Origin of the sequence: Brevundimonas goettingensis (genome assembly GCF_017487405.1) — a bacterium.
Taxonomy (GTDB): domain Bacteria; phylum Pseudomonadota; class Alphaproteobacteria; order Caulobacterales; family Caulobacteraceae; genus Brevundimonas; species Brevundimonas goettingensis.
Genome location: NZ_CP062222.1, coordinates 2,701,454 through 2,724,377, shown reverse-complemented (window position 1 = coordinate 2,724,377; position 22,924 = coordinate 2,701,454). Strand labels below are relative to the sequence as shown.

19 protein-coding genes are annotated in these 22,924 nt (G+C 67.0%); 8 read left to right on the top strand and 11 right to left on the bottom strand.

Annotated features, from left to right (window positions below; translation table 11 throughout):
• Positions 1 to 7 precede the first annotated feature (7 nt).
• Complete coding sequence (locus IFJ75_RS13205; RefSeq protein WP_207868652.1) at positions 8 to 610, bottom strand: DUF4136 domain-containing protein; 603 nt, start codon at positions 608 to 610, stop codon at positions 8 to 10.
• A gap of 181 nt (positions 611 to 791) precedes the next feature.
• Here IFJ75_RS13205 and IFJ75_RS13200 point away from each other — a divergent pair, with 181 nt between their 5' ends.
• Positions 792 to 2,021: a BamA/TamA family outer membrane protein gene (locus IFJ75_RS13200; RefSeq protein ID WP_207868651.1), complete on the top strand. Its 1,230-nt coding sequence runs from the start codon at positions 792 to 794 to the stop codon at positions 2,019 to 2,021.
• Here the strand turns inward: IFJ75_RS13200 and IFJ75_RS13195 are convergent.
• The 3 genes from IFJ75_RS13195 to IFJ75_RS13185 form a co-directional block, all read right to left on the bottom strand.
• Positions 2,018 to 2,977: an HAD family hydrolase gene (locus tag IFJ75_RS13195; protein WP_207868650.1), complete on the bottom strand. Its 960-nt coding sequence runs from the start codon at positions 2,975 to 2,977 to the stop codon at positions 2,018 to 2,020. The genes IFJ75_RS13200 and IFJ75_RS13195 overlap by 4 nt on opposite strands.
• Before the next feature lie 161 nt (positions 2,978 to 3,138).
• Positions 3,139 to 4,677: an arylsulfatase gene (locus IFJ75_RS13190; protein ID WP_207868649.1), complete on the bottom strand. Its 1,539-nt coding sequence runs from the start codon at positions 4,675 to 4,677 to the stop codon at positions 3,139 to 3,141.
• A gap of 91 nt (positions 4,678 to 4,768) precedes the next feature.
• The gene (locus IFJ75_RS13185) at positions 4,769 to 5,767 is read right to left on the bottom strand and encodes an HAD family hydrolase (protein ID WP_207868648.1); all 999 of its coding nucleotides are present in this window, start codon (positions 5,765 to 5,767) and stop codon (positions 4,769 to 4,771) included.
• A gap of 115 nt (positions 5,768 to 5,882) precedes the next feature.
• Between IFJ75_RS13185 and IFJ75_RS13180 the strand changes: the two genes are divergently transcribed.
• Positions 5,883 to 6,908: a hypothetical protein gene (locus IFJ75_RS13180; protein WP_207868647.1), complete on the top strand. Its 1,026-nt coding sequence runs from the start codon at positions 5,883 to 5,885 to the stop codon at positions 6,906 to 6,908.
• Between the two features lie 27 nt (positions 6,909 to 6,935).
• Positions 6,936 to 7,604, top strand: coding sequence for a hypothetical protein (locus IFJ75_RS13175; RefSeq protein ID WP_207868646.1), 669 nt, complete (start codon positions 6,936 to 6,938; stop codon positions 7,602 to 7,604).
• A 209-nt stretch (positions 7,605 to 7,813) separates the two neighbouring features.
• On the opposite strand, the gene IFJ75_RS13170 is transcribed toward IFJ75_RS13175, so the two are convergent.
• The 4 genes from IFJ75_RS13170 to uvrB all read right to left on the bottom strand — a co-directional run bounded on the left by IFJ75_RS13170 (position 7,814) and on the right by uvrB (position 13,021).
• Positions 7,814 to 8,245 (bottom strand): hypothetical protein, encoded by a 432-nt coding sequence (locus IFJ75_RS13170; RefSeq protein WP_207868645.1) that lies wholly within the window; start codon positions 8,243 to 8,245, stop codon positions 7,814 to 7,816.
• 470 nt (positions 8,246 to 8,715) lie between these two features.
• Positions 8,716 to 9,822 (bottom strand): DUF262 domain-containing protein, encoded by a 1,107-nt coding sequence (locus tag IFJ75_RS13165; protein WP_207868644.1) that lies wholly within the window; start codon positions 9,820 to 9,822, stop codon positions 8,716 to 8,718.
• Complete coding sequence (locus tag IFJ75_RS13160) at positions 9,822 to 10,550, bottom strand: FRG domain-containing protein (protein WP_225897112.1); 729 nt, start codon at positions 10,548 to 10,550, stop codon at positions 9,822 to 9,824. Before IFJ75_RS13160 ends, IFJ75_RS13165 begins: the two co-directional genes overlap by 1 nt.
• A gap of 110 nt (positions 10,551 to 10,660) precedes the next feature.
• The gene (uvrB, locus tag IFJ75_RS13155; protein ID WP_207868642.1) at positions 10,661 to 13,021 is read right to left on the bottom strand and encodes an excinuclease ABC subunit UvrB; all 2,361 of its coding nucleotides are present in this window, start codon (positions 13,019 to 13,021) and stop codon (positions 10,661 to 10,663) included.
• A gap of 161 nt (positions 13,022 to 13,182) precedes the next feature.
• On the opposite strand from uvrB, the gene IFJ75_RS13150 reads away from it, so the two are divergent.
• Positions 13,183 to 13,932, top strand: a complete 750-nt coding sequence (locus tag IFJ75_RS13150) for an extensin family protein (RefSeq protein ID WP_207868641.1) — start codon at positions 13,183 to 13,185, stop codon at positions 13,930 to 13,932.
• A 3-nt stretch (positions 13,933 to 13,935) separates the two neighbouring features.
• Here the strand turns inward: IFJ75_RS13150 and IFJ75_RS13145 are convergent, their stop codons facing one another.
• A complete protein-coding gene (locus tag IFJ75_RS13145) occupies positions 13,936 to 14,880 on the bottom strand; it encodes a hypothetical protein (RefSeq protein WP_207868640.1) in 945 nt (314 codons plus the stop codon).
• Between the two features lie 210 nt (positions 14,881 to 15,090).
• On the opposite strand from IFJ75_RS13145, the gene IFJ75_RS13140 reads away from it, so the two are divergent.
• The 4 genes from IFJ75_RS13140 to IFJ75_RS13125 are packed head-to-tail and all read left to right on the top strand — an operon-like array spanning position 15,091 to position 18,515.
• The gene (locus IFJ75_RS13140; protein WP_207868639.1) at positions 15,091 to 15,465 is read left to right on the top strand and encodes a hypothetical protein; all 375 of its coding nucleotides are present in this window, start codon (positions 15,091 to 15,093) and stop codon (positions 15,463 to 15,465) included.
• Entirely contained in the window at positions 15,462 to 17,168 is a 1,707-nt protein-coding gene (locus tag IFJ75_RS13135) for an alpha/beta hydrolase domain-containing protein (protein WP_207868638.1), read from the top strand. Before IFJ75_RS13140 ends, IFJ75_RS13135 begins: the two co-directional genes overlap by 4 nt.
• Before the next feature lie 28 nt (positions 17,169 to 17,196).
• Positions 17,197 to 17,988 carry an isocitrate lyase/PEP mutase family protein gene (locus tag IFJ75_RS13130; protein WP_207868637.1) on the top strand — a complete coding sequence of 264 codons (792 nt, stop codon included), beginning with the start codon at positions 17,197 to 17,199 and terminating at the stop codon, positions 17,986 to 17,988.
• The gene (locus IFJ75_RS13125) at positions 17,985 to 18,515 is read left to right on the top strand and encodes a methylated-DNA--[protein]-cysteine S-methyltransferase (RefSeq protein WP_207868636.1); all 531 of its coding nucleotides are present in this window, start codon (positions 17,985 to 17,987) and stop codon (positions 18,513 to 18,515) included. Before IFJ75_RS13130 ends, IFJ75_RS13125 begins: the two co-directional genes overlap by 4 nt.
• Before the next feature lie 11 nt (positions 18,516 to 18,526).
• Here the strand turns inward: IFJ75_RS13125 and IFJ75_RS13120 are convergent, their stop codons facing one another.
• Both IFJ75_RS13120 and IFJ75_RS13115 read right to left on the bottom strand, forming a co-directional pair.
• The gene (locus IFJ75_RS13120; RefSeq protein ID WP_207868635.1) at positions 18,527 to 20,050 is read right to left on the bottom strand and encodes a hypothetical protein; all 1,524 of its coding nucleotides are present in this window, start codon (positions 20,048 to 20,050) and stop codon (positions 18,527 to 18,529) included.
• Between the two features lie 60 nt (positions 20,051 to 20,110).
• Positions 20,111 to 22,816, bottom strand: a complete 2,706-nt coding sequence (locus IFJ75_RS13115; protein WP_207868634.1) for a M14 family metallopeptidase — start codon at positions 22,814 to 22,816, stop codon at positions 20,111 to 20,113.
• Positions 22,817 to 22,924 lie beyond the last annotated feature (108 nt).

Genomic DNA, 22,924 nt, shown 5'->3' with positions numbered 1-22,924 from the left:
CATGGTCCTACTGCGCTCCGCCCGGCAGGGTCTTGACCATGTCGGCGGCGACGGCGTTCAGCGCGGCCTGGTCGGCGTCCGAGCTGTCGACGCGGCGGTTCGAGGTCGCGCGCCAGGCCAGTTGGCCCGAGGCGCGGTCGACCAGATCCACAATCATCGTCCCTTGCGTATAGTTGATGGTTTCGACGTCCAGCATCGGGGCGCCGTAGAAGCCCCAGCCGCCGACGCAGCCGCGGAAGCCGCAGGCCGCGACGGGCGGCGGGCCCATATTGTTGGACTGGATCTCGGAGCGCGCCTCCAGCCCGACGTAGTAGGACACCAGCAGGGTGGCCTGGCTGGGCGAGCTGACGCGGCGATAGCCCTTGGCGGCCAAGGCGCTGTCAACGGCCGACTGGATGCGCTGGTTGATGATGTCATTGGCGATGCGCGGGTCGGCCGAGCGCTGGGTGGCGCTGGTCACCGGCGCCCAGGCATAGGTCGAGCCGGCGACCACCGAGGTCGAACTGGACTGCAGGATGTCCACCTTGCCGGCGGGCGTCTCGCAGCCGGCCAGGGCCAGGACGGAAAGGGCGACGGCGGCGACCGCGGCGCGGGGCAGGAAAACGGACATGGGACGATCCCTTCGGGGCTGAATGTCGGGATCATGTTCGGACTGCGGGCAGGGCGCGGTAATCGGGTAAAGACCTGAGACATCGGTGATCTCTCCCGGATCAACCCGCTCCCTCTCAGGTCATCGCCCGATAGGATTCACCCATCGGAGCCCTGATACCGGACAGGCCAGGAGGCGTTTCATGCCGTTCCCCTCGTTCCGTTTTCCCTCTGTCGCCGTCGCGGCCCGCCCCTTGCCCGGCTTGCGGAAATGGGCGGTCCTGGCTCTGGGCCTGGGCCTTGCCGGTACAGCTAGGTCGGCCGGGGCGCAGGAGGCTTTCGCGCCACCACCGCCCTCCGACGGTTCGTCATCTCCGCAGGTTTCGGCGGCCGAGACGCCCAAGGAAACGCCGCTTGCCGCCACCACCCGCAAGCCCCACGACTTCAGCTTCGTCGCCCTGCCCATTCCGGTGTCCAATCCCACCATCGGCAGCGGTTTCGCGGTCGGGGCGGGCGCCCTCTACAAGGCGGGCGGCTCGGACAAGCCCTGGGTCACGGGTCTGGCCTTCCTCTACACCAACACCGAAAGCTGGGGTCTGGCCCTGGTTCAGAAGGCCTATATCGACGACGACCGTTTCCGGGTCGTGGGCGCGGTCGGCGGCGGCGAATTCCACATCGACTATTACGGCATCGGCCCGAACGCCGGCGACCGGGATGTTTCGGTGCCGATCACCCAGGACGCCGTCTTCGTCGGCGCCCAGGCCCTGATGCGCGTGCGTCCGCACCTCTATGCGGGTCTGCAGTATCGATACCTCGACATGTCGACGAGCCTGCACATCGACCCGCCGCCGTTCCCCGATCTCAGACCGCCTGATGCGGAGCTGGAATCCGTATCGTCCGCGCTCGGACTGTCCGCCGAATACGACACCCGCGACAGCGAATACCAGACGTCGAGCGGGATCTATGCGACCGGCGTCTGGCTGGTCGCCGACACCGCTATCGGCAGCGATCGCGACTACAGCCGGGGCGAGGCGCGCATCAACGGCTATCACCGCCTGGATCCGAAGTCCGTGCTCGCCTGGCGCGGCTCGGTCTGTATCGCGGGGGACGACGCCCCCTTCTACGACATCTGCAACTACGGCAGTCAGAACGACCTGCGCGGCTATGCCTCGGGCCAGTATCGCGACCGCGCCATGGTCGCGATCCAGACGGAGTACAGGCGTCATCTGTTCGGCCGCTTCGGCGGCGTGGTTTTCGCCGGCGTCGGCGGGATCGGCCCGGACCTCGGATCGGTCACCGACGCCTTCCTGCCCGCCGGCGGGGTGGGTCTGCGTTTCGAGGCATCGAAGAAATACGGCGTCAACGTCGGGGTCGACTATGCCGTGGGCAAGGACTCCTCGGCCTTCTACTTCCGCATCGGCGAGGCCTTCTAGAAGCCGCGCCGCCGGATCCTTTTGACTGGGGCCGCCTCGCTGACGGCGGGGAAGACGGTCGCCCAGTCGCGGCTCATACTGACCCGCTTCAGCCCGAACAGCTCGGCGTGATCCAGGGCTTCGGCCAGGGGGCTGAGCACGAAGTCGCGATCATAGGCGACCTCCCGATCCGCATCGTCGTGATGCAGCAGCAGGGCCAGCCGCTTGCCCGGCCCTGACAGGGTGTAGCGCAACATCGACAGGTCGCCGTCGGAGTTGCCGAACGCCAGGATCGGCCGTCGCCCGATGGTCCGTCCGATGGTCTCGGTCTTGACCTCGCGGTCGTCGAAACTCTCCAGATGCGGCAGTTTGAAAAGATCCAGATGGCCGTTTGTGTCCAGGACCTGGGTCCGCACCGTACTCCCGATCACCCGCTCCGGCGGGATGCCGTAGCTGGTCTCGGCGAAGGCGCGGATGAAGTCGGAACCGCCGCCCGAGACGATCCAGATCTCGAATTCATGGGCCCGCAGATAGTCCAGTAGCTCCAGCTGCGGCTGGTAGACCAGATCCGTATAGGCCCGGTCGAACCGGGGATGGCGCGCCTCCGCCAGCCAGTCCTTCGCCGAGCGGATGAAGTTATCGACGGTCATCCCGGCATGAACGGCGAAGGCGACCTCGAACACCCCGCGCTTGCCCAGGGCCTTGATGGCCGTGAGGTCGTGGCTCAGGAAGGCCTTGTACGGCGCCCGGTCCGCCAGCCCCGGATTGGTCCGCACCAGATGCTTCAGCCGCGCCTGGGCGAAGGCGACCTGGGCCTGGACCGGTTGCTCGCACCACAGGGTGCCGTCGTTGTCGAACACGGCGATGCGTTCGGCCGGAGGCACGAAATGGGGCCCCCTGGTCGTCACCGCCTCGACGAAGCCCAGGATGGCTTTGCGGATCGCGCCGGCGCGCCAGGAGAGAAGGGGTTCGGTCATCAGGGGCGTCGCCTGTCGCTGGTGAGAGGCGCCAGACAGCCACGCCGACCCGCCGCGTGGGATCGGGTGAAACCCATATACGGCTCAGGTTGTTCGGTCAGAGCGAATGAGAAGGGCCGGCGTCGCCCGCCGGCCTTTCCATGTTGCGATGTCGGGGGCTTTCAGGTGCCCGCTGCGGTTTCCGCAATCTTCGCCATGGCGTCGTCGATGGTAAAGCTCCCCGGCTTCTGAACCGGCGGAAAGTCCTTGAACGACTGGACGAATTTTCCGGCGATACCCTGTGCGGCCATGATGAAATAGGCGTGCCGCATATACCACTCCCAATAGCTGTTCGAGGTAATGTCGGCGTATTCGTAGGGGTCGGTGCGCAGGTTGAAGATCTTGGGCGTCCGCAAGCGGGTGAAGGGCTCGGCCCAGACCTGAAGCGTGCCCTGACACCTTTGCTCCATGAACACGACCTTCCAGTTGTCGAACCGGATGCCCAGCACGTCTCCGTCGTCGCTGAAGTAGAAGAAGAAGTTGCGAGGGCTCTTGTCCACCTCGCCGGTCAGGTAGGGCGTAAGGTCGAAGCCGTCGATGTGGTTCTTGAACGTCTTGCCGTTGGCTTCGTAACCGGTCTTCAGCTTGTCGACGACCTCCGGCGCCCCGGCCACCGAAAGGAAGGTCGGAAGCCAGTCGTGGTGGTGAACGATGCCGTTGGCGATCGTGCCCGGCTTGATGTGGCCCGGCCAGCGGATGACCTCGGGAATGCGGAAGGCGCCTTCCCAGTTGGTGGCCTTCTCGCTGCGGAAGGGCGTGGTGCCTCCGTCCGGCCAGGAGTTGCGGTGCGGCCCGTTGTCGGTCGAGTAGATGACGATCGTATCTTCGGCCAGGCCCAGTTCGTCGAGCAGGTCCAGCATCGTGCCGACGTTCTTGTCGTGATCGATCATGGTGTCGTGATACCGCGACTGCCACCGCCCGGCCTGACCCACGCTCTCGGGCTTGGTGTGGGTGTACAGGTGCATGTGGCTGAAGTTCAGCCAGACGAAGAAGGGCGTGTCGCTGTCCTGGGCGCGGCGGATGAAGTCGCTGGCCTTCTCCGCGAACTCGTCGTCGCAGGTTTCCATCCGCTTGGTGTTCAGCGGGCCGGTGTCCTCGATCTTCTGTTTGCCGACCTTGCCCCAGCGCGGCTCGACGGTGGCGTCGTCCGCATCGGTCGCAAACGAATGCAGCACGCCGCGTGGGCTGAACGCCGCTGCGAATTCCGGGAACTCCTCCGGGGACGGATAGTCCGGGTCTTCCGGATCCTCCTGGGCGTTCAGATGGTAGAGGTTGCCGTAGAACTCGTCGAACCCGTGCACCGTCGGCAGCATGTGGTTCAGGTCGCCGAGGTGGTTCTTGCCGAACTGTCCGGTGGCGTAGCCCTGTTCCTTGAGCAGATCGGCGATGGTCACCACCCCGTCCGGCATGCCCACGGGCGCACCGGGGATCCCGACCTTCGACAGGCCTGTGCGATAGACGCTCTGGCCGGTGATGAAGCTCGACCGCCCGGCGGTGCAGGACTGTTCGCTGTAGCTGTCGGTGAACATCATCCCCTCACGGGCGATGCGGTCGATATTGGGCGTCTGATAGCCCATCAGGCCGTGGGAATAGCAGCTCAGGTTCGACTGACCGATGTCGTCGCCCCAGATGACGAGGATGTTGGGTTTTCCATTCGGCATGGCGGTTCTCCAGAGAAGGGACGGGCAGGGGTATCGCGCGGCCCCCGGGGCCGGGATCGGGTGAATCCCTCTGGCGGGCCGGCTGGAGTCCTCAGCGGGCCTCGTCGGGGAAGACCGTGCGCCAGTCGTTCCGGATACTGACCACCGTCCAGCCGGCCGGGCCCGCGGCGTCCAGCGCCTTGTCCAGCTTGCCGATCGCGCTCTGGCGGTCGTAGGCGTATTCCCGCGCCGCATCGTCGTGATGGACCAGCAGGCCGAACCGCGTCCCGGTCGCGCCGGTCGCGTATTGCAGCATCTGCAGATCGCCGTCGGAATTGCCCGCCGCGAAGATGGGCCGGATGCCGATCTGCAGGGCCAGGTTGCGCACCTTGTCCGGCCCGTCGTCGCCCAGCGCCTTGTCCGTCCGCGTCAGGACCCAGCCGCCGTCCGCCTCGACCATCTCGGTGACATTGCCCGAGCCGATCACCTGCCAGGGCCGCACCCCATAGGTCTCCAGGGCGAAGGTCCGCATGAAGTCGCGATCGCCGCCCGAAACGATGAAGACCTGAAACCCGCCGGCCCTGAGGTAGTCCATCAGCTCCAGCATCGGCTGGTAGACGCTGTCCGGATACGCCCGGCCCGACTGCGGATGCCGCGCCTGCGCCAGCCACTGCGCCGCCGCGGCGGAGAAGGCGTCGACCGTCAGGCCGCTGTGCGTCGCCGCGACCAGCTCCATCAGGTCGGTCGCCGACAGGGCCGCGATCCGGGCCCGGTCGCCGCTCAGCACCGCCGCGAAGGCCGGGCGCGCCGCCAGCGCCGGGTCCGCCTTCGCCAGCTCCGCCGCCCGCGCCAGCGAGAAGGCGACCTCTGTATAGACCGGCTGCTCGGTCCACAGGGTGCCGTCGTTGTCGAACACCGCCACCCGCTCGCCCTCGGGCACGAAGGCCGGCCCCGGCGAGGTCACCGCCGTGACGAAGGCGACGATCGCGCTCTTCGCCGCGCCCGCGTTCCACGACGGCAGCGCCGCCCAGGCCGGGCTCGCTGCCAACAGCGCGGCCAGTATGGCGAACGGGGCCAGCAGGCGTCTCGGTCCGGACATTCGGGCAGGCATGGGGCGATCTCCTTTTCCCTCATCCTCGCCACGCCTTCCCCTCGCGTCTGTCCGGCCAAACCCCTCAGGTCCTCGCCCGATGGCGCCCTCGGGGAGAACCGCGTCTTCTGCCGCCATGCCCAGCCGTCTGGTCACCCTCGCCGGCGTCCTGACCCTCGCCCTGACCGGCGGAGGCTGCATCGGGCTGGGCGGGCAGAGGATCGGCATCGACCGCGCCGACTACACCGTCCGGCTGCGTGACAGCGAGAAGGCCGAGCTCCTGTCCAACATCGTCGCCCTGCGCTTCGGCGACGCCCCCAGCTTCCTCAGCGTCGCCTCCGTCATCAGCCAGTACACGCGCGAGACCTCGGGCCGCCTGCACCTCGAACTCTCCGGCCCCGGCGACGACAGCCCGGCCAACACCGACGGCTCGGTCCTGTTTCGCGAGACCCCCACGGTCACCTACACCCCCATGTCCGGCGAGCGGTTCGCGCGCAGCCTGCTGTCGCCCATCCCCCCGGCCTCCCTGCTGGGGATGATCGAGGCGGGCTGGGCGGCGGACGACCTGTTCCACATCGCCGTCCGCTCGATCAACGGCGTCCGCGCCGGCGCCCGCGCGCCCCTGTTCGCCACCCCCGCCGACCCCGACTTCCCCGTCGTCGTCGGCGCCATCCGCCGGCTCCAGGCCTCGGGCGCCCTCTCGATCCGGCTCAAGCAGGAGGCCAACGTCTGGGCCTCCGTCGCCCGCCTGTCCGCCACCCTGACCGACCAGGACCGCGCCGATCTGGAGACCCTCGCCACCACCCTCAACCTCCGCCCCGAGGGCCGCGACATGCGCGTCGTCTTCGCGGTCGAGCCGGTGGCCAGGGACGAGCTGGCCGTGACCACCCGCTCCATGCTGGAGGTGCTGCAGGAGATGGGGCAGGGCGTCGACCTGACCGGCGCCGACGTATTCGATCCCAACGACCTGATCCACGTCCACTCCGGCCCCAAGGCCCCCGACCACGTCCATGTCGCGGTCCAGCAGCGCGGCCGCTGGTTCTGGATCGAACAGGACGACACCGCCTCGATCCGCGCCTTTCTGCTGGCACAGATCCTGATGTCCCTCAATGACGACACCGGCGCCGCCCGCTCGCCCCTCGTCACCATCCCCGCGGGTTGAGCCCCCAAGCCGCCAAGGAGATTGAAGATGGCCACCGCCGCCGACACCACCGCCCCACAGAACACAGGGTCCCGCCTCGTCCGCTGGATCGGCGGCCATGCCGACATCGCCAGCGCCGTGACCCTGTCGATCGCCGGCCTGCTGACCTCCTGGTCCGGCTATCAGGCGGCCCTGTGGGACGGGGACCAGGCCGCCGCCTACAGCCAGGCCGGCGCCATCCGCACCGAGGCCTCGCGCCGCCAGATCCAGGCCGGCCAGCTGGAGGGCGGCGACGCCCTGATGTTCACCCAGTGGCTCGACGCCGAGGCGCGCGGCGACGCCCGTCTGGCCGGCTTCTACGAACAGAGGTTCCGGCCCGAATACCGCGTCGCCCACGCCGCCTGGCGCGCCCGCCAGCCCCTGACCAATCCGACGGCCCCCGCGACCCCCTTCGTCATGCCCGAATACCGTCTGGCCGCCCGCGCCGAGGCCACGGCCCTGGAGGCCAAGGCCACCGCCACCTTCGACCACGGCCAGTACGCCAACCGCGTCGGCGACGGCTTCGTCCGCGCCACCGTCATCTTCGCCAGCGCCCTCTTCTTCGGCGGCATCGGCCAGGCCTTCCGCCGCCCGGCCCTGCACGTCGTCATGCTGGCCATCTCGGTCCTCCAGTGCCTCTGGGGCGTCATCGCCATGATCCAGTTGCCGGTGAATTAGAGCTCAGCCACCCTCTCCCGGCGGGAGAGGGCTTGAGCGCACGGCGGCGCAGCCGTCGTCCTTGCGCGAAAGGGTGAGGGGCTCCCTCTCACCGGTCAGCGCCAGCCCCTCACCCTTTGGCTGCTACGCGCCGCCCTTCGGGTCGGCTTGCGGATCGCCTGCGGCTCCCCGAGCCTCAAGCCCTCTCCCGCCGGGAGAGGGATCAAGATTCACGGCACCCCCGCCGCCTCCCCCTCCGGCAACCCCATCTGATCCCGCCATTCCTTCCGATGCAGCCGCAGCATCGCCTCATCCAGCGCCCACAGCGGCTTCAACCGCCCGTCCTCATCCCAGAATTCCTCCGCCCACGGATGCTCCGCCGCCCGCGCCCGGTCCATCGCCGCGACCTCGGGCCCCAGATGGTCGGCGCGCCAGCGATAGAGGAAGGTCATGTGCCACATCGGCGCCTCCTCCATCGGCCCGCCGTCCATCATCCGGATCAGGTCCCGCGCCAGCTCCCGCGCCGCATCCCGCTCCCTCAGAAACGCCTCCAGCTTCCGCTCGGCGAACCGGTCCCAGCCCTCCGGCGGGATCGGCGACGGATCGCAATCCCCCGCATCCCCGGCCCCCGCCGCCAGCGTTCCGAGGCCCGCCGCCGCCACAGGTTGGCCAGCCCGACGTCATACCGCTCCGCCACCGACGAAGCCGGCTCCCCCGCCTCCCACGCCCGCCTCACCTCGCCCCAGGTCTCCTCCGACCGGATCTTCGGCGCCGCCCACCGGCTCATGGCCGGGGCTCCGGGCGGTCAGCGGCGGCGTCCCTCACGCACGAACAGTCCCTCATCCCTCGGCTCCCCATCGGAAAGCCCAAAGCCTAACCCCGCCCCCGACCGTGCTGAGCGGAGGTGATCGGCTAGCCTATGGCGGGGCCGCAAGCGGTTCAAAACATGGAGGTCGCCGTCCCCGCCCCGCCGCCGACCGTGCGTACTCAGCGCCTGCGACTGAGCTTCACCTCCCCATTCGCGCAGGCGAATGGGGAGGACAGATCGCGCAGCGATCAGGAAGGGGTGGGCGTAATTCCCGCCCCGATTCCATTATGCTCGATTGGCATAATCGAACGGGTCACAACCAGTCTAATGAGCTGTGTTGGCACGCCCTGGTTCAAAGTCTTGCTTGGTGAGTCCTAAATACCGAGCGAGAATTCCGTACCGCTCTCTGATTGAAGAGGCGTCATTCGTACCTTGTTGGCTAAGGCGATCATATTCCAGCATTTCAAACGATGCGCCTTCGTAGTCGTTTTCAGCACGATTTCTATTGTCAACGAGCGCTGTCCTAAAATCCAGCAAAGCACGGCGATTTACCAATCCAAGTTCGTTGAACTGTTCTGCGCCTCGAAAAATCAAGTAATAGATGACAAGATTGCCTTGTGCAGATAGTAGTTCGTCGCGATCCATGAAAACGTTGCTCATGGCCACAACAATTGATTGAACCGAAGTTTCCAGGCTTGCTGTTGTATCAGAAGGGGACTTGTTGTTCTTAACAAGGGCATCAAGGTACACCCTTTTTGTATCAATCAGGCGTCCGTTTTTTTGGATGTTTTCCTCGACCAGCAAAAATCTAGCAGCAGCCTCCTTGTGTTGATATCTCCTGTTAGAAATTCTCAATTTGTGAGTGAAGAATGGCTCTCGGCAAATGCGATTTATTATTTCAACCATTTCACCGCCGATAGCGTTTCGCTTCTCCGCAGCGTTCAGCGGAACCGCTTCGTTGAGCCGAGAAAACATGTCTTCTATCAGGTCGTCTTCATCTCCCTGAGTGCTGACGAGGACGATCGGAAGAACAAAAGAATCAAATTTGATCCTTATTTTCGGGTAGTTGACGGCGATATCGGCGTAGCCGAGATTTTTCAGATCGATAGATATATCTCTTTGATATTCGGTATCGTCTCCTAGGGAGAACCCGCCATCCATGAACTCCCAGATGGTCTCGAGTCGCTGACGACCATCAATGATGGCGTATCTCTTCCCAGTCGCGTGGATCCGGCTGCTATCGTATTGGTGGAAATAAAGCTTCGGTATATCGTAATCGTTGATAATCGAATCAATAAGTAAACGCTTCTTCTCTAAAGTCCACACGCCACCGGCGCGTTGATATGGCGGGTTGGTTTCAATTTCATCTCGGTCAGCGTGAAGCATCATCACGGTGCTGTTCTTTAGGGGAGATGTTTCAACGTAACTCATCACAGTGACTCCCGAATGATGGAGCCGATGCTCGCCATTTCTGGAAACACAGTGAATCGGTTCACGTGGAGCATGGCGAGTTCGGCTATAAGTTCCGGTCTTGCACCAGCCGGAATTTCATATTTCGTGATGTGCGTTCCGTCCCCTAGTTCTTCAAGTGGAACGTTACCATTATGATGGATTGTAAAAGCCCCCATCTGGGCTTGGATCCTAGCATTGTTGCGGGTGGCTAGCGCAGCTACCGGGGATAATACGATCCTATCGTTCTGCCTTAAGCTTTCAAAGGAATATGCCTTTAATTCTGGATCCTCGAAGGCAGGTATATAATTTGGCTCGTGTGGATCGACTATGTTGGCGTTCATGTTAAGTTTTGTAGGTTTTAAGCACCACAACGCTGATCCGACGTCATCGAGTGCAGGGTCGTCGTATAGAGCGAAATATAGGGCGATCAAAGGGCTTTCGGTCCAGTCGAGAAGTCGAGTAGGAACTCCGTAATGCTGCATCAGGAAGAGCCAATCGAAGGATTCCCTTGGCGCCCTTTCCGTTAGCATCGCTGCGCTTTGGCGGAACCGACTGATTAGAGTTCCTTCAGAGACGTCGCTTTTTTGGCGAAGGAACCCTGGCAGGAGTTTCCATTCATGTGATGCCTGGCCTCGAAACCATAGCGCTCCCGGATGATCGGCATGATCCTCCCTCAGTGCCGCCAGCAAATCAGAAATTGAGGCCACTTCGGTCAACTAGCATCCCCCTGCAGTTCTCTTTGCAACTCAGGCTAGCAGTGAACGCCGAATTCGCAAGGTAGAGCTTTGGCTGGAGGTTGCTGTGGCATCTCCAGCGTCTACCGCCCCTTCCTGAACGCCTCCGCCTTCTCGGCCGCCGCCTCCCTGCGCCAGCGCTTCGGCGCCGCCGTATCCACCGCGTCCCCCTCCGCCGTCATGACGTCGTTGGCGAACTCGAGGTCGAGGAGTTTCATCTTCTTGATCTCGTCGCGCAGGCGGGCGGCTTCCTCGAACTCGAGGTTGGAGGCGGCTTCTCGCATCCTCCCCTCCAAATCCTTCAACGCGGCCTGGAAGTTGGTGCCGACGAAGGGGCGGGCGTCTTCCTTGAAGCCCGTGATGGGGACCAGGACGCGGTCCTTCTCATAGGGGCTGTCGAGGATTTCCTTGATGTCGCGCTTGACGCTTTCGGGGGTAATGCCGTGTTCGAGGTTGTAGGCCTCCTGACGCGCGCGGCGCCGGTTGGTCTCGGCCATGGCGCGCTCCATCGAGCCGGTGATGCGGTCGGCGTAGAGGATGACGCGGCCGTCGACGTTGCGGGCGGCGCGGCCGATGGTCTGGATCAATGAGGTCTCGGAGCGCAGGAAGCCCTCCTTGTCGGCGTCGAGGATGGCGACCAGGCCGCACTCGGGTATGTCGAGGCCCTCGCGCAGCAGGTTGATGCCGATCAGGACGTCGAAGGTCCCCAGACGCAGGTCGCGCAGGATCTCGATCCGCTCCAGGGTGTCGACGTCGGAGTGCATGTAGCGCACGCGCACGCCCTGTTCGTGCATGTATTCGGTCAGGTCCTCGGCCATCTTCTTGGTCAGGACGGTGACCAGGGAGCGGTAGCCGTCGCGGGCGACCTGTTTGACCTCGTCGATGACGTCGTCGACCTGGTTACGGGTCGTGCCAGAGACCGGGCGGATCTCGACCGGGGGGTCGATCAGGCCGGTGGGGCGGATGACCTGCTCGACGAAGACGCCGCCCGACTGTTCCATCTCCCACGGGCCGGGGGTGGCCGAGACGTGGACCGTCTGGGGCCGCATCGCTTCCCATTCGTCGAACTTGAGCGGGCGGTTGTCGATGCAGGAGGGCAGGCGGAAGCCGTACTCGGCCAGGGTGGATTTGCGGCGGTAGTCGCCGCGGAACATGCCGTTGATCTGGCCGACGGTGACGTGGCTCTCGTCGACGAACAGCAGGGCGTTGTCGGGGATGTATTCGAAGAAGGTCGGCGGGGGCTCGCCGGGGGCGCGGCCGGTCAGCCAGCGGGAATAGTTCTCGATGCCGGCGCAGGAGCCGGTGGCCTCCATCATCTCCAGATCGAACCGGGTGCGCTGTTCGAGGCGCTGGGCCTCCAGCAGCTTGCCGTTCTCGATCATCCAGTCGAGCGTCTCCTTGAGCTCGGCCTTGATGCCGGCGGCGGCCTGGTTGAGCGTCGGGCGCGGGGTGACGTAGTGGGAGGCGGCGTAGACGGTGATCTCGGTGAGGTCGTTGGTCTTCTTGCCGGTGAGGGGGTCGAACTCCTGGATGCTCTCGATCTCGTCCCCGAACAGGCTGACGCGCCAGGCGCGATCTTCCTGGTGGACGGGGAAGATTTCCACGACATCGCCGCGCTTCCTGAACATGCCGCGCTCGAAATGCACGTCGTTGCGCTTGTACTGCAGCGCGATCAGGTCGGCCCGCAGCTTGCCCTCATCGATCTGGTCCCCGATCTTCAGCGTGAAGGTCATGGCCGTGTAGGTCTCGACCGACCCGATGCCGTAGATGCAGCTGACCGACGCCACCACGATGACGTCATCTCTTTCGAGTATAGACCGGGTTGCGGAATGCCGCATTCTGTCTATCTGTTCGTTTATTGAAGAGTCTTTTTCAATATAGGTGTCTGTTCTGGGAACATATGCTTCTGGTTGATAGTAGTCGTAGTAGCTTACAAAGTATTCAACGGCGTTATCTGGAAAGAATGCTTTGAATTCCGAGTAAAGCTGCGCCGCCAAGGTCTTGTTGGGGGCGAGGATCAGGGCGGGGCGCTGGGTCTGTTCGATGACCTTGGCCATGGTGAAGGTCTTGCCGGAGCCGGTGACGCCGAGGAGCACCTGATCGCGCTCGCCGGTCGAGGCGGTGGCGACGAGTTCTGCGATGGCGGCGGGCTGGTCGCCGGCGGGGGTGTATTTCGTTTCGAGGCGGAAGCGGCCGCCCTTGCGTTTGCCCTCGTGCGAGGGGCGGTGCGGGACCCAGTCGTCGGGCTTGCCGGGAGCTTCCTCGGGCGTCAGGCGCGGGCCGGTGACCGGGGCGAACATCGGCATGTTCTTCATCGCCTTGGGCAGCGGCTCGGCGCCGTCGCGGAGGAAGGCGGCCGGGGCCTCCGCCAGACCCGATCCGGGGACGTGGACAGGCTTTGTGATCCGGGGGGCGGACCCCTTGGGCGTCGAGGAACGGTTCATGAACGCAAGATAGGTCCGGAGGGTGGGAGACGCCAGTCAGAGCGCCCGGGAAGGCGGAGGGTTGCTGACAGCAGGGTGGCAGCAAGGTTCCGCATCGGCGACGCTTCGGGGCGGAGGCGTCATGACCTACCGTTAGGCGGGGCGTCGCGTGGATGATTCGGATGCGGTTTGAAACCAGAACGAAGCTGGTGCTGGCGGCTCTGCTGCTGCTGTCCGGCTGCGGGCGGCTGATCCCCGAGGCGCCGAAGCCGACGCCCTATTATCCGCCGAGCATGAGCCGGCCCGGGCAGACCTCCTATGCCGCGGCGACCGGGGTGATCGGCCAGCCGATCGACGGCGATACCTGGCGGCGGCTGCGCGGCGCGACGAGCTCGCTGGGCCAGTGCGTGGCCGAGCTGGACGCGGCGCGGGTTACGTTCAGCCCGACGCCGGACCGGGTGAACTCCGAGACCTGCGGCCTGACCGACGCGGGCGTACTGGGCCCGGACTTCGGCACGGTGGCGCGGATGCAGCCCTCGGACTTGACCATGACCTGCGCCCTGGCGGCGGCCGTCAGCGTCTGGCGCCGTCAGTCGGTGGAGCCGGCGGCGCGCGAACTGTTCGGCTCCGACGTGGTCCAGATCGATCACATGGGCGTCTATGCCTGCCGTCCCGTGAACAGTCAGGCGGGCAACCGGCCGAGCGCCCATTCGCGCGCGGCGGCACTGGACTTCGCAGGGGTGCGGCTGAGGGACGGGACGCGGATCACGGTCACCAATGACTGGAACGATCCGGGGCCGAAGGGCCAGTTCCTGCACCGCATCCGCGACGACGCCTGCAAGGTGTTCGGGACGACGCTGAGCCCCGACTACAACGCCTTGCACCACGACCACCTCCACCTCGAGGCGGAGGCCAGTCGCTTCTGCAGATAGCGCCTAGCGACGGGTCGAGACGCGGGCGCGGGTTTCCAGCTCGCCGATCCGGCGCAGCAGATAGTCGCGGTCGTCGGCCGAGGGGCTGGTGCGGCTGTAGGCGGCTTCGAGACGCGTCAGGTCGCCGTATTCGACGCGGATGTCGGCCGCCTCGGTGCGGCTGATCGAACCCGAGCGTTCGCCGGCCGAGACGGCGGCGTCGATGTTGGCAAGACGGGTGCGGTTGTCGAGCACGGGCTGATAGCCGCCGTTGCTCGGGCCGTCGCCGAGGCGGGCGTCCAGCGCATCCAGCTTCGCATCCAGGTCGGCCTGTTCCCGGGCGTCGATGCCGTTGCGGGCATAGCCGGCCTCGGTCTGGATCAGGGCCTGATAGTCGGTGCGCAGGCTGGTCGCCTGGGTGCGGGTGATACGGCGCGCGGTGACGGCCGAGTTGATGCGGGTTTCGAAGTCGGCGCGGCCGTCCGCGACGGAGGTGTTCGAACTGTAGCCGCCGCCGGTGTTCGGATAGCCGTTCCCGGTATTGTCGACGACATTCAGACGCTGGGTGAAGGCTTGGTACTGGGCGTTCAGGTCGGCGCGTTCCTGGGTCGTGAAGCGGCCGTCCGAGCCGTAGCGGGTCTCGAGCTGGACCAGGGCGTCATAGTCGGTGCGCAGGCGGTCGGCGCTGCTGCTCGACCGGGTTCCAGCGCGGACGTCGGCGGTCAGCTGGCTCTCGAACTGGGCACGGCCGGTCTCCAGCGGGCGGCGATTGGCCAGCCACTGGGGGTCGAGGTTGGAGTTGATGCCGAACAGGGCCCCGACGACGCTGCCCAGGTTGGGCTGCTGGGTCTGACCATAGGGCGTCTGGGCATGGGCGTTCGTCGTCATTGCCATGGCGGCCGCGGCGATCCCGATGATGGCCGGAGCGATCAGGTCGCGCGGAGTGACGGTGGTCTTGATCGAACGCATGGCAGGTCTCCGATTGGGCCAGCCCCCTGACCCTTGAGCCGGAAGAACGACGGTGGGCCGGATCGGTTGCCGTGCGCATGACGCGTGTCGTGCGGGCGCCAGGCGCAACGCATCTCCAGTCTGCTGTTCAGCAAACAATTCGCGAAGGAAATACCCGGCGCGTGCTCGTATCCTCGGCCCATCAGAAGATGGTCACGGGAGCCTGAAGCCATGCGCAAGACCGTCTCCTGCGCGGTCGCGCTGCTTTCAATCTCCGCCGCCACACCGTCCTTTGCCGAGATCACCCGGGTGCAGATCGAGACCCGCGAGCCGGTCACGAGAAACTTCGGAGCCGTGGGCGCCTATGAGATCGTCCGTGGCCACGTCTTCGGCGAGCTGGACCCGTCGGATCCGAAGAATGTTATCATCACCGACCTAGCGCTGGCGCCGCGCAATGCGCGCGGGCGGGTCGAGTATTCGGCCACCTTCGCGATCACCAAGCCGGTGGACATGAGCAAGGCCAGCGGCTTCCTGATCTACGATGTGCCGAACCGCGGCTTCACACTGCCCCTGACCGGCGATCCGAGGGCCATGTCCATCTGGTGAGCGGCTGGCAGTCCGATCTGGCGCCGTCGCCGGTCCAGCAGACGCTCACGGCCCCGACGGCCCACAACCCCGACGGCTCTTCGATCACCGGCCCGGTGCTGGCGCGCTTCACCGACATGCCGGAGGGGGCGGCCTCCCTGCCTGTCCAGGGCGGCGTCACCGGCATCGTGACTTGCAAGCGGCCTGTGCCGGTCAGTCTGGACACCTCAGCGGCGCGTCTGGTGCGGCGGGCCAACGACGACGATCCCGGCGAGGTCGTGCCGCCGTCCGATTGGGCTTTCGCGGATTGCTCCACCGATCCCTTCCCCGGAAGAGCCGATCCCGCCAGCCTTTGCGTCAAGAGCGGCTTCGATCCGCGATACGCCTATGAGCTGACCTACACCGGCAAGGATCCGCTCGTTCAGGGGATCGGCTTTGCCGCCGTGCGGGATATCAACGCCTTCTTCCGCGACGCCCCCTCGACGGAGGCCGCACCCAATCCAGTGGCGGGTGCGATCAAATGGGAGGTGGGCGTCGGATATTCCCAGTCCGGAAACTTCCTGCGCAGCTTCATCAATCTGGGCTTCAACACCGCCCCTGACGGCGGCCGGGTGTTCGACGGGATCATGCCGATCATCGCCGCGCGGCAGGTGCCGCTGAACCTGCGCTTCGGCGTTCCGGGAGGCACGGCGGAACTCTATGAGCCCGGCAGCGAAGGCGTGGTCTGGTGGGCCGACCACGAGGACCGGTCGCGAGGTCTGCCGCGTGCCGGTCTGCTGACCCGCTGCACGGCGGCGGGCGATTGCCCCAAGGTCTTTGACGTCTTCGGCTCGGCAGAGTTCTGGGGGCTCAGGAAGTCGCCGGATTTGATCGGGCCGGACGCAGCGGGTGATATTCCTGCCCCGGGCAACGTGCGTCGCTACTACTTGCCGGGCGTCACCCACAGCGGCGGAGCCGGCGGCTTCCCGACGGACGTCGCCGCCCTGCCGCCCGTGCCCACCTGCGACCTGCCGGCCAATCCCAATCCGGCCTCCTGGACGATCAGGGCGCTGACCCGGCGGCTGACCGACTGGGTCGCAAGCGGAACGGAGCCGCCCGCCAGCGTGTCGCCGACCCTCGCCAACGGGGATCTCGTGGCGCCGCGGGCCGCTGCGATGGGCTTCCCGTCGATCCCGGGCAAACCGTCGCCGGACGGAAAGTCGAACCCGCTGATGGTCTATGACTTCGGGCCGGACTTCCGGGCCGTCGATCTGTCCGGCGTCGTCGACCGTCAGCCGCCGGCCCTGATGCGGATGGTGGCGGTCCGGGTTCCCCGCGTGGATGCGGACGGCAATGAGACCTCGGGCGTGGCCTCGGTCCAGTCACGCGTGCCATTGGGAACCTACCTCGGCTGGAACGTGCGTTCGAAAGGCTACTACGGTGGTCGGGGCTGCGGCTTCATGGGCGGCTATATCCCCTTCGCGGCGACCCGGGCCGAACGCGAGGCAAGCGGGGATCCCCGTCTGTCGCTGGAGGAGCGCTACGGCAGCACAAGGCGTTCGTCGCCCGCGTTCGCCAGGCCGCCGACCAGATGGTCGCGGAAGGCTTCATGCTCCCGGAGGACGCCGCGGTCGTCGTCAAACAGGCCGAGGACAGCGCAGTCCTTCGCTAGGCGCCGCCCGGAATTGTCAGCAGCCGTCGTCCGCGTCCGAAAACCGCGAGACGGTAATCGGGGGCGGGCCTAAGGTTCTCCGCAGAACACGGAGGCCCCTCATGACCAAATTTCGCGACCTGCACGCCTCGGGTCTGTTGATCCTGCCCAATGCCTGGGATGCGGCCAGCGCGGTGGTGGCGCGGGCGGCGGGGGCGAAGGCGGTGGCGACGACCAGCGCGGGCGTGGCCTGGGCCTTGGGCTGGCCCGACGGGGCGGAAGGGCAGGCTGCGCCGCCCGAGGGCGAGCTGCTCGCCGCGCTGGAACGGATCGTGCGGGTGGCGGGCGTGCCCGTCAGCGCGGACTGCGAGGCGGGTTTCTCTGACGATCCGGCCGAGGCGGCGGGCTTCATTCGCCGGGTGATCGAGACGGGCGCCGCCGGCATCAATATCGAGGACGGCGCCGGGTCGGCGGAGGGGCTGGCCGACAAGATCGCGGCCATCCGGGCGGCGGTGGGGCCGGAGCTTTTCATCAACGCCCGCTGCGACCTGTGGCTGAGAGGGAACGGGCCGGTCGAAGGGCGTCTGGAGGAGGCGGCGCGGCGCACGGCCCTGTATCGCGAAGCCGGGGCCGACGGCCTGTTCATGCCGGGGGTGACGGACGAGCCGACGATCCGCGAACTGGTCGGGTTCGGCCTGCCGCTGAACCTGCTGGCGCGGACGGCCCTGCCGGGGGCGGCGGCGCTGGAGGGGATGGGGGTGCGCAGGCTGAGCGCCGGATCGAATATGTCGGCCGCCGCCTATGGGACGGCCGACCGACTGACGCGGGCGTTTCTGGCCGATGGGCTTTCGGGGCCGCAGGTCGAGGCGGCCATGGACTATGGGGCGCTGAACGCCCTGATGAGCGGCGGATGAGCCTGACCTTCTATCGCGCGATCATCGACAGTCCGATCCAGCCGCTGGCTATCGCCTTCGATGAGGCGGGGGCGCTGCGGGCGCTCAGTTTCGAAGCGAAGGGCGACAGTCTGCGCGCGACGATGGCGCGGGAATATCCGGGCGTGGCCCTGGTCGAGGCGCCGGTTCCGGCGGCGATGGCCGAGGCGTTCGCGGCCTATTTCGCCGGCGACCGGGCGGCGCTGGAGCGCATCCCCTGGTCGCTGGAAGGGGCGGCGGGCGAGGGCGGGTTTCAGGCGCGGGTCTGGGTCGAGCTGACCCGCGTTCCGGCTGGCCAGACGATCAGCTATGCCGAGATGGCGAAGCGGGCCGGCGGCTCTGGCCCCGAGGCCGCGCGCGCCGCCGGAGTGGCGCTGAACCGCAATCCCATCGCCCTGGTGCTCGCGTGCCACCGGGTGGTCGGCGCCGACGGCGCCATGACCGGCTTTGGCGGCGGGCTGGAGCGTAAGACCTGGCTGCTGCGCCACGAGGGCGCGCTGTTGATCTAGAAGTCGTCGCCCTAGAAGCTGCCGCCGACGACCGGAACGGTATAGGCGCGGGCCACCGCGTCGCGGGCGGCGATGACGTCGGGACGGGCCATGGCCTCGGTGCGGACCGCGTCGATCCGGCGGTCGAAGTCGGTCAGCCGGGCCGGTCGCTGCCAGGTGTGCATCTCGGCGACGGCTTCGTCCGCCTGATCCGGATCGGCGAGCTGTTCGAGCATCAGGGCCGCGACGGCGGCGACATCGCCCTTGCAGGCCAGGGCGTCGCGCCAGGCGCCCGGCGCATCCTTCCAGTGCTCCGCCATATAGGCATAGGCCGTGGTCTCGACCGAACGGTTGCCGAGGCCGTGGGCCGCACAGCCGCGCACCTGAACCGCCTGCATGACGCCATAGGGGCTGGCTTGATCCCGGCCGATGGTCTTGACCGCGGCCAGGGCGTCGGCGTCGCGACCGAGGCGAAGATAGAGCCAGCCGAGGTTGATCTGCTGGCTGACATTGTCCTCGTTGTATTCAGTGCGGGTCGCCGCGCTCTGCTGTTGGGCGAGGGCTTCGTCATAGCGACCCAGGTTCATCAGCGCCCGGCCGCGCGTGTCCATGATCCAGGTCCGGGCGTCCGCGATCTCCGGATCGCTCTTGTTGTCGGGGCGGGCCAGGCTCTCGTCGGCCATGGCCAGAACCTCGGCGTCACGCCCCCGACCCAGGAGGGCCCACATATAGACGTGGCGCTTCTCCAGCGCCTTGTCGCCGGTCGCGGCCTCGGCGGCGGCCCGGTCCTTCTCGAAGTCCTGCTCGTAAGCCGCATCGACGTCGAATTCGGTGGCTCCGGCCTGGGCCATAAGGGCGTCGTAGCGCTTCAGGGCGTGCAGCTGGAGTTGGGCGTTCGGGCTGGTCACGAGGGCGACCAGGGGAATCGCTTCCGCCGTGCGATCGCGCTTCATCAGGTCATCGATCAGCTTGGCCCAGACGAAGGAGGCTTCGTCGTTCCGCCAACCGGCCTCATAGAGGGCCAGCCGCAGGTCGAAAGCCGGGTCGGGCGCGACGTCGGACGCACCGGCCATCTGGATCAGGAAGTCCTTCGACAGGTCGGGCAGCTTGGCCGGAAAGCGCTGGATGACGGTGGTCAGGCTCCGGGTGACCGCAGTCCTGTCGTGCAATCGGGCCTCGACCTGGATACGGGTCATCCAGACCTCCACCGGGGTCTCGTTCCAGCTGGTGGCCTGAACCAGCAGCGGCAGGGCCGTCTCGTAGTGCTCGAAGTCGGCATTGAGCAGGCCCAGCAGCAGGATGGCGCCGCGCCGCCGCTGCTGGGGCCAGGCGGCGAAATCCGGATGGGCGTGGATCGCCGTCAGGGTGGCGAAGGCGGCCTCGTAGTCCTCGACCTCAAGCTCGCCGCCGAGCTTGCGGGCGAGATCGTCCAGCGACGCAGTCTGCGCCGCCGCCCCGGCTGAGGCATCGAGCGCTGCGGGGGGCGGCAGAGCCGGCGCGGATTCGACGGGCGCGCCGGCCAGGGTGGCGGCGACGGCGAACAGCGTACTCAACATGGAATGATCTCCCCCCAAGCTCCACCTTAGCGGGAGAAAATCGAACCGGGCAAGCGGCTCCTACCAGTTGGGACTGGCGTGGGCCGGGCCGCGGAAGACGGCGTTGGCGAAGATGACCTTCATCCCGTCCAGATAGCCGCGGGTGGTCGGGTCCTGGGCGAAGCCGATGATCCAGCCCCGGCCCGAAGACGTCGCCATGATGGCGGGCTTGAAGGCCAGCTGGGCGCGGTTCTGGGCCCAGAGCTGGCCGGACATCAGCAGGTCGTCCGCCGAGGCGAAGCGGGCGACATTGGTCCCCTCGCCGACCTTGAGCGGGGTGTAGATGTCGCTGCCGCCGACGAGGACGTTGAGCGAGGGGGCAACGCCGGCCGAGAGCCAGTGGTCGGGATCGACATCGGCGCGGGCGAGAACGCCGGCGACCGAGGCCGGGCCGTGCTGGCTGTCGCCGACCTGTTTCTCATAGTCGGCGAGGCTGGCGATGAGCTGGCCGTCGACGCGGGCCTTGTCGGAGGCGCCGGAGCCGTCGCCGGCCTCGGCGGCGTTCTCGCGGCGCGAGGCCAGCATGTCGGAGGCGGGGTCGGTCAGGAAGCGGGTCGCCGAGCCGAGGCCGATCAGGGTGCCGCCGTTGTCTACCCATTCCTTCAGGTGTTTGGCGCCCGCGTCGCCGAGGACACCCCTGTAACTGCCGCCCTGGGGCAGGACGATCACCTGGAAGGCCGAGAGGTCGGCGTCGGCCAGGTTGTTGGTGCGCACCACCGTGACCGGATAGCCGAACTCGCGCTCCAGCACATAGCGGGTGGCGCCGACGGCCGTCGGGTCGGTGGGATCGCCCCAGGCCAGGGCGATGCGCGGGGCGCGCACGGCGACGGCGTCGCCGGAGCCGAAGCTCGGGCCGTCGGAGTTCCAGCTCTCGGCCGCGCCCACGACCTCGGCGCCGGTCGTGGCGGCCCAGCTGGTCATCTTCGCGGTCAGGTCGGCCGGATTGCCGGCGCGGGGGATGACGAGGGTTCCGGCGGGCCAGCGGCGGCCGGCGTGGGTGAAGGGCTTGTCCATGGTCCGCATGGCGACGCCCTGACGCAAGGCCGAGGCCATCAGCTGGCTCGCGCCGAAGCCGGGGGCGACGAGGAAGCCGTAGGCGGCGTCCACATCGGCGATCCCGCGCGGGATGACCCTGTCGGTGGTGGCGGCGGTAACATTGACGACGGGGGCCGAGGCGCAGCGGTCGGCCGGGGTATTGAACATCAGTGGCAGGGACCAGGCGGTGACGTCATAGATCTCGTCGCCCAGGCCTCGGGCGCGACGGCGCTCCTGTTCGGCCAGGAAGGCGGCGGGGACGGCGACGTCCTTCGCCAGCAGGACCTCGGCCATGCGGCGCTGGGGCTGGCTGAGGTTCACGACATAGGAGCCGGCCGGATAGGACTTGCCGCAGGCCGAGAAGCCGGCCTCGGCCTTGCCGACCTCGACGCCCGAGGCGACCAGCAGGCCCGCCAGACGATCGGCCTCGCCCGGATCCCAGGCCGAGCGCGACAGAACATACGCGCCGCGTCCCGACACGCCGTCGGCGCCGTAGGCGTAGAAATTGTTGAGCAGCCGGTCGTGGTTGGCCGAGGCCGCCTCTATGGTCGAAAGCGAGGCGACGAAGTGGTTCCGGACGGTGTCGCGATAGGTCAGAATCTCGCCCGACGAACGGCGCGCCGCCAGACCCCGGGCCGAGCCCTGCTCATAGGTCATGGAGATGGCGCCGAGGTAGCCCGGCCAGCCGTCGCCATAGCCCGGATAGAATGCGTCGAAGACCTGGCGGTTGAAATAGGGGATGCCGTTCTGGTCGAACCGCCGGGCGGTGTTGCGGCCGATCAGCTCGCGGCTCTCCAGCGTCGCCGGATAGATCCACGGGTTCAGCGGCTGGGCCTCGGGCGGGAAGAAGAAGGTCTCGTCGGTGCCCATCTCATGGGCGTCGACCAGCACCTGCGGCCGCCAGTCGCGCACGGCGGCGGCCTGACCGCGTGTCTCCGGTTGGGTCTGGATGAACCAGTCCCGGTTCAGGTCGAAAAGGTCGTGGTTGAAGCGGCCGCCGGGCCAGAGCTGATCGCGCTCCGCCGAGAGGGGGTCAGGGTTGGGCTCGGTGCCGAAGCCCGAGGCATTGGAGTTCAGGAAGCGTTCGCGCCCGTCGGGGTTCTGGGTCGGGACGAAGACGACGACGGTGTTGGCCAGCCATTGCTGGACGGCCGGATCGCGTGAGGCCAGCAGGTGGCGGGCGGCGGCCATGGCGGCGTCGGCGGGGCTGATCTCGTCGCCGTGCACCGAATACATCAGCCAGACGATCACGGGTTGGTCGGCGATGATGGCGCGGGCGCGCTCGGGCGAGGTGACGCGGGCGTCGGCGAGGGCGCGGGAGTTGGCCTTGATCTGGTCCAGCCGGGCGATGTTGGCGGCCGAACCGACGGCGGCCCAGAACACCGGGCGGCCTTCGTGGGTGGTGGCGTAGTCGCCCATGGCGACGCGGTCGGGGGCGGCGGCGCGCAGGGCCTCGAAATAGCGGCGGACGTCGGCGGCGCGGCTGATCCGGGCGCCGCTGTCATAGCCGAGCGCCTGGGCCACGGACGGGACACTGGCGTCATAATCGGCGCCGGGGATCAGCGGGACCGATGCGGGCGCCGTCGCGGATGCGCTGGTCTGCGACAGGGCAGGGGCGGCGCCCAGAACAGACGTGGCGGCGAGGACGGCGGCGAGGCCGGCCGGAACGAGACGGCGCGAAAAAGACGGCATGTGTGATGGGATCCCCGAAAGCGGAGCCACCCTAGCCACGCCGCAGCGAAAGGGAAGCGGCGCTCTTGACGGTATGTAACCTCTAGGTGATTTATGTAACCCGAAGGT